The 6,737-nt window shown below is 62.0% G+C and carries 7 protein-coding genes; all 7 read right to left on the bottom strand.

Annotated features, from left to right (window positions below; all coding sequences use genetic code 11):
* The coding region (locus tag GKC28_RS20080) for a formate--tetrahydrofolate ligase (RefSeq protein WP_174147743.1) at positions 1 to 233 on the bottom strand (233 nt) is incomplete at its 3' end.
* Between the two features lie 296 nt (positions 234 to 529).
* On the bottom strand, positions 530 to 1,861 hold the full coding sequence (glnT, locus tag GKC28_RS20075) for a type III glutamate--ammonia ligase (RefSeq protein WP_174148778.1): 1,332 nt from the start codon (positions 1,859 to 1,861) through the stop codon (positions 530 to 532).
* A 76-nt stretch (positions 1,862 to 1,937) separates the two neighbouring features.
* Positions 1,938 to 3,269, bottom strand: a complete 1,332-nt coding sequence (locus GKC28_RS20070) for an FMN-binding glutamate synthase family protein (protein ID WP_174148777.1) — start codon at positions 3,267 to 3,269, stop codon at positions 1,938 to 1,940.
* 17 nt (positions 3,270 to 3,286) lie between these two features.
* Entirely contained in the window at positions 3,287 to 3,970 is a 684-nt protein-coding gene (locus tag GKC28_RS20065) for a GXGXG domain-containing protein (protein WP_174148776.1), read from the bottom strand.
* Between the two features lies 1 nt (position 3,971).
* Positions 3,972 to 4,868, bottom strand: a complete 897-nt coding sequence (locus tag GKC28_RS20060; RefSeq protein ID WP_174148775.1) for a glutamine amidotransferase family protein — start codon at positions 4,866 to 4,868, stop codon at positions 3,972 to 3,974.
* Positions 4,869 to 5,001: 133 nt separating this feature from the next.
* Complete coding sequence (locus tag GKC28_RS20055) at positions 5,002 to 5,217, bottom strand: hypothetical protein (protein ID WP_174148774.1); 216 nt, start codon at positions 5,215 to 5,217, stop codon at positions 5,002 to 5,004.
* Between the two features lie 11 nt (positions 5,218 to 5,228).
* A complete protein-coding gene (locus GKC28_RS20050) occupies positions 5,229 to 6,602 on the bottom strand; it encodes an ammonium transporter (protein WP_174148773.1) in 1,374 nt (457 codons plus the stop codon).
* Positions 6,603 to 6,737: the final 135 nt, after the last annotated feature.

The following is a 6,737-nucleotide window of genomic DNA, read 5'->3' as shown; positions in this document are numbered from 1 at the left end:
ACGGTGGTGGTGGTCTTGCCTTCGCCCGCCGGCGTCGGGTTGATCGCGGTCACCAGGATCAGCTTGCCGTCCTCCTTCGACTGCACCGAGTCGATGAACCCCTGGCTCACCTTCGCCTTGTCATGCCCGTAGGGCAGCAGGTCATCGCTGGAAATCCCGATCTTCGCGCCAATCTCCTGGATCGGCTTCTTCTGCGCCTCACGCGCAATCTCGATGTCACTCTTGTAGCTCATGGCAAGGTTCCTGCTGCTGTCTGTTCCGGTTCACTCCCCGCGGCAAATGTTGATTGCGAGGCAAGATATATTCCTATTACTCAATTTATTTTCCTGACCGTCAATATCTTCCCGCCCTATTTTCTGTGCAAAACCGGTCATTTTCCGCATTTCCGCCGCCGATAGGAAACAGGCGGAATTTCACCCCGGGTGAACACGGCGCATATGCGGCAGGCGCTGACGCAAACAAAAGGGGCCCGGGCAGAGCCCGGGCCGCGCAGGGTCCGGCCCGCAGGCCGGACAGGGGGAATCAGTGCCTAGATATCCAGCGTGTTGTCCTTCTCCCAGCGGGAGAAGTGGTTCACGAAGGAGTTCCATTCCTGCTGCTTCATCTTCAGATAGGCGCTGGAGAACTCCTCGCCCATCATCGACTTCAGCCCGTCGTCCTTGTCGTAGAAACGCAGCGCATCCAGCATGTTGAGCGGCAGCTTCGGCGCGTCGGTGATCTTGTGGCCCTCGGCATACATGTCGATGTCGTGGCGCGGGCCGGGATCGGCCTTGGAGCGGACGCCCGACAGGCCTGCAGCAATGATCACCGCCTGCAGCAGGTAGGGGTTCACCGCCCCGTCCGGCAGCCGCAGCTCGAACCGGCCGGGGCCGGGGACACGCACCATGTGGGTGCGGTTGTTGCCGGTCCAGGTCACGGTGTTCGGCGCCCAGGTCGCCCCGGACATGGTGCGCGGCGCATTGATGCGCTTGTAGGAGTTCACCGTCGGGTTGGTGATCGCAGCCAGGGCAGAGGCATGTTTCATGATGCCGCCCAGGAAGTAGCCGCCCTGCTGGGACAGGCCCAGCTCGGCGATCTGCCCTTCGCCTTTGTCCGCCGCAAAGACGTTGACGCGGGCATCTTTGCCCGGCGCGTCCCAGACCGAGATATGCGCATGGCAGCCGTTACCGGTGAGCCCCTCGACGGGCTTGGGCATGAAGGTGGCGCGGAAGCCATGCTTCTCTGCCACCGATTTCGCCATGAACTTGAAGAAGCTGTGCTTGTCGGCGGTCGCCAGGGCGTCGTCGAAATTCCAGTTCATCTCCCACTGGCCGTTGGCGTCCTCGTGGTCGTTCTGGTAGGGCCCCCAGCCCAGCTCCAGCATGTAATCGCAGATCTCGCGGATCACATCGTAGCGGCGCATCATCGCCTGCTGATCATAGCAGGGTTTCTCGGCTGTATCGAACGCGTCGGAGATCTCCTCTCCGTCCGGGGTCAGCAGGAAGAACTCGGCCTCGATGCCGGTCTTCACATGCAGGCCCTCGTCGGCGGCCTCCTTGATCAAGCGGCGCAGCACATTGCGCGGCGCTTGGGCCAGATCCTCGCCTCCCATCACGCAGTTGGCCGCCACCCAGGCGACTTCCGGCTTCCACGGCAGCTGGATCACCGAGGACGGATCCGGCACCGCCAGCATGTCCGGGTGCGCCGGGGTGAGGTCGAGCCAGGTGGCGAAACCGGCAAAGCCTGCCCCGTCTTCCTGCATGTCCGCGATCGCCTCTGCCGGCACCAGTTTGGCGCGCTGGCCACCGAACAAGTCGGTGAAGGAGATCATGAAGTACTTGACGCCTTTTTCTTTTGCGAAAGCAGCCAGATCAGTCGTCATGGTCCTACTTCCTTTCCCTGTTGAACGTATTTCGAGAATGGGGCGCGGACCGTTGCCGGCCGCGCCCCGCCAATCATCAGAACCCTGCTTTGCCCGGGTACCAGTCGGTCCCGGCCAGCGGCACCCGCGCCATGGCGGCAGCCTCCATGGTCAGGGCGCACAGATCCTCGGGCTCGAGGTTGTGCAGGTGGTTGTGGCCGCAGGCGCGGGCAATGGTCTGCGCCTCCAGCGTCATCACCTTGAGATAGTTACGCAAGCGGCGGCCCGCATCAATGGGATCGAGGCGCTTCATCAGCTCGGCGTCCTGGGTGGTGATGCCGGCCGGGTCCTTGCCCTCGTGCCAGTCGTCATAGGCACCGGTGGTGGTGCCCAGCTTCTGGTACTCGCTTTCCCATTTCGGGTCATTGTCTCCCAGAGCGATCAGCGCCGCGGTGCCGATGGCCACCGCGTCCGCGCCCAGCGCCAGCGCCTTCGCAACGTCAGCGCCGGTGCGGATGCCGCCAGAGACTACCAGTTGCACTTCGCGGTGCACACCCAAGTCCTGCAGCGCCTGCACAGCAGGGCGGATACAGGCCAGGGTCGGCAGGCCGACATGTTCGATGAACACGTCCTGAGTGGCAGCGGTGCCGCCCTGCATGCCGTCCAGAACCACCACATCCGCACCCGCTTTCACCGCCAGCGCAGTGTCATAGTAGGGGCGGGTGCCGCCGACCTTCACATAGATCGGCACCTGCCAATCGGTGATTTCGCGCAGCTCCAGGATCTTGATCTCCAGATCGTCCGGACCGGTCCAGTCAGGGTGACGGCAAGCGGAACGCTGGTCGATCCCCTTGGGCAGGCAGCGCATCTGCGCGACCCGGTCGGAAATCTTCTGGCCCAGCAGCATGCCGCCGCCGCCTGGTTTGGCGCCCTGGCCGACCACGACTTCGATGGCGTCCGCCTTGCGCAGGTCATCCGGGTTCATGCCGTAGCGGGACGGCAGATACTGGTAGACCAGCTTGGTGGAATGGCCGCGCTCTTCCGGGGTCATGCCGCCGTCGCCGGTGGTGGTCGAGGTGCCGGCAGCGGATGCGCCGCGGCCCAGGGCCTCCTTCGCTGGGCCCGACAGCGCGCCAAAGCTCATGCCGGCGATGGTGATCGGGATGTCCAGCTCAATCGGCTTCTTGGCAAAGCGGGTGCCCAGCGTCACCTTGGTGTCGCATTTCTCGCGGTAGCCCTCCAGCGGGTAGCGCGAGATCGAGGCGCCGAGGAACAGCAGGTCATCGAAGTGCGGCACCTTGCGCTTGGCGCCGCCGCCGCGGATGTCATAAATCCCGGAGGCAGCCGCGCGGCGGATTTCCGCGTTGATCGGGTTGGAGAAAGTCGCCGACTGGATCGGGACCGTACGGGGGATGTTCGTGTTGTCCATGTCTTAGATCCCTGTCCTTAGTACGCTTGCGCGTTGTCGACGTCGAAGTTGTAAAGCTTGCGGGCGGAGCCGTAGCGCTTGAACTCCTCCGGCTTGGCATCTGCGCCGGCGCGGGCCAGCAGATCCTTCAGGATCTCGATGTGCTCCGGCCGCATCTCCTTCTCAATGCAGTCGGCGCCCAGGCTCTTGACCGAGCCGCGCACGAAGAAGCGCGCCTCGTAGCAGCTGTCGCCCAGCGCATCCCCGGCATCGCCCAGCACCACCAGGTTGCCGGCCTGCCCCATGAAGGCGCACATATGGCCGATGTTGCCGTGCACGACGATGTCGATGCCCTTCATCGAGATGCCGCAGCGCGACGAGGCATTGCCCTTGATCACCAGCAGGCCGCCCTGGCCTGTGGCCCCGGCATACTGGCTGGCGTCACCTTCGACGATCACGGTGCCGGACATCATGTTTTCCGCCACACCCGGGCCAACTGAGCCTTTGACCGTCACGGTTGCCTGCTGGTTCATGCCGGCGCAGTAGTAGCCGGTGGAGCCGTTGATGGTTACATCGATGGGTGCATTCAATCCTACGGCAATCGCATGACTGCCCTTGGGGTTGACGATTTCCCAGGCAGTCTTGTTGGAGCTGCCGTTCAGTTCCTGCAGGGCCGAATTCAGACCGCGTAGGCCATTTGCTTCAAGGTCGTATGTCTGCATCTTAGTGGTTCCAGAAGTAAACGGTTGCGGGTTCGGGCTCCCAGACGCGGGCGTCTTCGATGCCCGGCAGGTTCACCAGCGCGCGGTATTCGCTGCCGAAGGCCACATACTGGTCGGTTTCCGCCATCACGGCCGGCTTGCAGGCGATCGGGTCGCGGACCACGCCAAAGCCGTCCTTGGTGCCCACAACGAAGTTGAAGAAGCCGTCCAGGTCCTCGAGGGTGCCCTCCAGCGCCTCGCCCAGGCTGGCGCCGTTTTGCATCTTCCAGGTCAGATAGGCCGCGCCGACTTCGGTGTCATTCTGGCTTTCGATCCGCACGCCCTCGCGCCGCAGCTTGCGGCGCAGCGCGTTGTGGTTGGACAGCGAGCCGTTATGCACCAGGCACTGGTCCAGACCGGTGGAGAACGGGTGCGCGCCTTCGGTGGTCACGGCGGATTCGGTGGCCATGCGGGTGTGGCCGATGCCGTGGCTGCCGCTCATGCCGCGCAGATTGAAACGCTCGGCAACCTTCTCGGGCAGACCCACTTCCTTGTAGATCTCGATGGTGTCGCCCGCGCTCATGACGCGCATGCCGGGGCGCAGTTCAGCCAGCGCGCTGCGGGCTTCTTCCGCCTTGCCCGCAGGCAGGTCGAGAACCGCGTGGGTGTCGATCACCCGGATCGACACATCACTGCTCAGCGCTTCCGCCAGGGCGCCATCCAGCCCGTCAAAGGCCGCCTCCGGCGCATCCGACTGAACGGTGAGCTTGGTGCGCCCTTCCGCTTCCGATCCATAGATCGCAATGCCGGCGCTGTCCGGACCGCGGTCCGTCATGGTGATGAGCATATCGGTGAGCATATCGCCCAGCTTCGGCTCAAGTGATTTGTCTTTAATAAAAAGACCGACAATCCCGCACATGGGTGTGCCTCCTGGTTTTCATCTCGAATCAACGCTAGCAGTTTGCGCTCAACCATTCAACTCTTGTGAAACTTATTTTCCTGTGAAGGGAAGAAAAGGCGCGCCATCTGGCGCGCCTTTGGTGGGGTCCGGGTCAGTATTTTTCCAGCAAGGAATTTATTTTCTCCCTGTCTCCCATCCGCTTAGCCTTTTCCAGATGGGCGCCCTCCCGGACAAACTGGATCCTGTGCCAGCCGATCCAGAAGATCACTCCCAGGAGCACCATCAGCCCCTCAGACCCCTGGAAGGGATAAACCGCCCCCACCTCTGCCAGGTCCACCGCCCAGCTGTCGTAACCGATCGTAGACATTTCAATTCTCCTTATTCAGCTGGAACACCGCCGCCATTCAGCGCAGCCTTGTCAGCAGCGATGATTTCAGCTTTGGCATCTTCGTAGGCATGGTGTTCGGCGTAATCGAGACCTTGCAGCTCGACCTCAACCGGGATGCGTAGAACCCCCATCGCCGCCTGGATCTTGGAAATCACAAAGGCAGGCAGGAAGCCGAGCACGAAGAACATGATCACCGCACCGATGGTCTGGCCGACCGGGTTGACAGTGGCATAGCCCTCATACGGCGAGCTCGGTGCGCCCCACAGAAGGAAGCCGGCGATGATCAGGCCCACGATGCCGGAATAGCCGTGCACCGCAACCGCACCCACCGCATCGTCGATCTTGAAGGTGCGCTCGACCCAGTAGTGCAGATTGTAGACGATCACGACACCAACCGCGCCCACCAGCATCGCCTGGATCGGGTGGTACAGGTCGTTGCCCGCAGAGGCGGTGATGATCCCGGCCAGACCGCCGGAGAAGGTCCAGAACGCATCGCCCTTGGACACCACATAGGCCGCCATCAGGCCGCCGGACAGCGACATCAGGAAGTTGAAGGTGATCGCGGACAGTGAGGTCGGCGCCAGGTAGATATTGGTGGCCGTCCAGGTCTCGCCGGTCAACAGGCCGCCGATGCCCTCAGGCGAAATCGCGGGGATGTTGCAGGCTGCGTAGAAACCCCAGAAACCCGAATAGATCAGGAAGATCCCGATAGTCAGCATCCAAGGATTATGCGGCGGGATATCGCGCGGGGTGCCGTCGGCGGCAAACTTGCCCAGGCGCGGACCCAGCACCATGATGACGCCCAGCGCGTAACCGCCGGCAATCGCGTGGATCACGCCGGACGCATAGGCGTCGTGATAGCCCAGGTATTTGACCATCCAGCCTTCGGCATGCCAGCCCCAGGCCGCATCGATGATCCAGAACACCGAGCCGATCATAACCGCGTGCACCCAAAGAGCGGACGAGCGGATCCGTTCAATGACTGCACCGGACACGATCGAGGCCGCGGTCCAGGAGAACAGCAGGAACGCTGCCCAGAACACGCCGGTGATCCGGTCCGACAGGTTGGTGCCCATGTTTTCCGACCACGGCAGGTTCGCAGCCCCCGCATCATGATTCAGCCCGCCGAAGAACGGGAAGTTCGGGAAAGACCAGTAGATCCACCAGCCGAAGAAAAAGAAGGTCACCGTGACCAGCGGAATGATCATGATGTTCTTCATCAATGTGTGCATGTGGTTGCGGTGACGGCTGGCGCCGACCTCATACATGCAGAACCCCACGTGAATGAGGAACATGAAGACAACGGTCACCCAGTAATAGAACTCGGTGAACACCGTCGTTAACGCGTTCAGATTTCCATCCAATGTTTTGCCCTCCTGTTGGCAGTATCCCGGACTTTTTGCCTCTTGGGAAAATTATTTTCCTAAATACTGTGTCCCAGAAGGGCGAGCTGTCAATAATCATGTGAAAAATTGTTACCTTTGGGGAAATACACGGCA

Origin of the sequence: Leisingera sp. ANG59 (assembly GCF_013317235.1) — a bacterium.
Taxonomy (GTDB): domain Bacteria; phylum Pseudomonadota; class Alphaproteobacteria; order Rhodobacterales; family Rhodobacteraceae; genus Leisingera.
The sequence above is the reverse complement of the archived record's forward strand: the minus strand, read 5'-3'. Positions and strand labels throughout refer to the sequence as shown.

Coding starts and splice junctions, on each gene's coding strand:
- GKC28_RS20055 (WP_174148774.1), bottom strand. CDS start 5,217: ATGTCTACGATCGGTTACGACAGCTGGGCGGTGGACCTGGCAGAGGTG.
- glnT (WP_174148778.1), bottom strand. CDS start 1,861: ATGACGACTGATCTGGCTGCTTTCGCAAAAGAAAAAGGCGTCAAGTAC.
- GKC28_RS20060 (WP_174148775.1), bottom strand. CDS start 4,868: ATGTGCGGGATTGTCGGTCTTTTTATTAAAGACAAATCACTTGAGCCG.
- GKC28_RS20070 (WP_174148777.1), bottom strand. CDS start 3,269: ATGGACAACACGAACATCCCCCGTACGGTCCCGATCCAGTCGGCGACT.
- GKC28_RS20065 (WP_174148776.1), bottom strand. CDS start 3,970: ATGCAGACATACGACCTTGAAGCAAATGGCCTACGCGGTCTGAATTCG.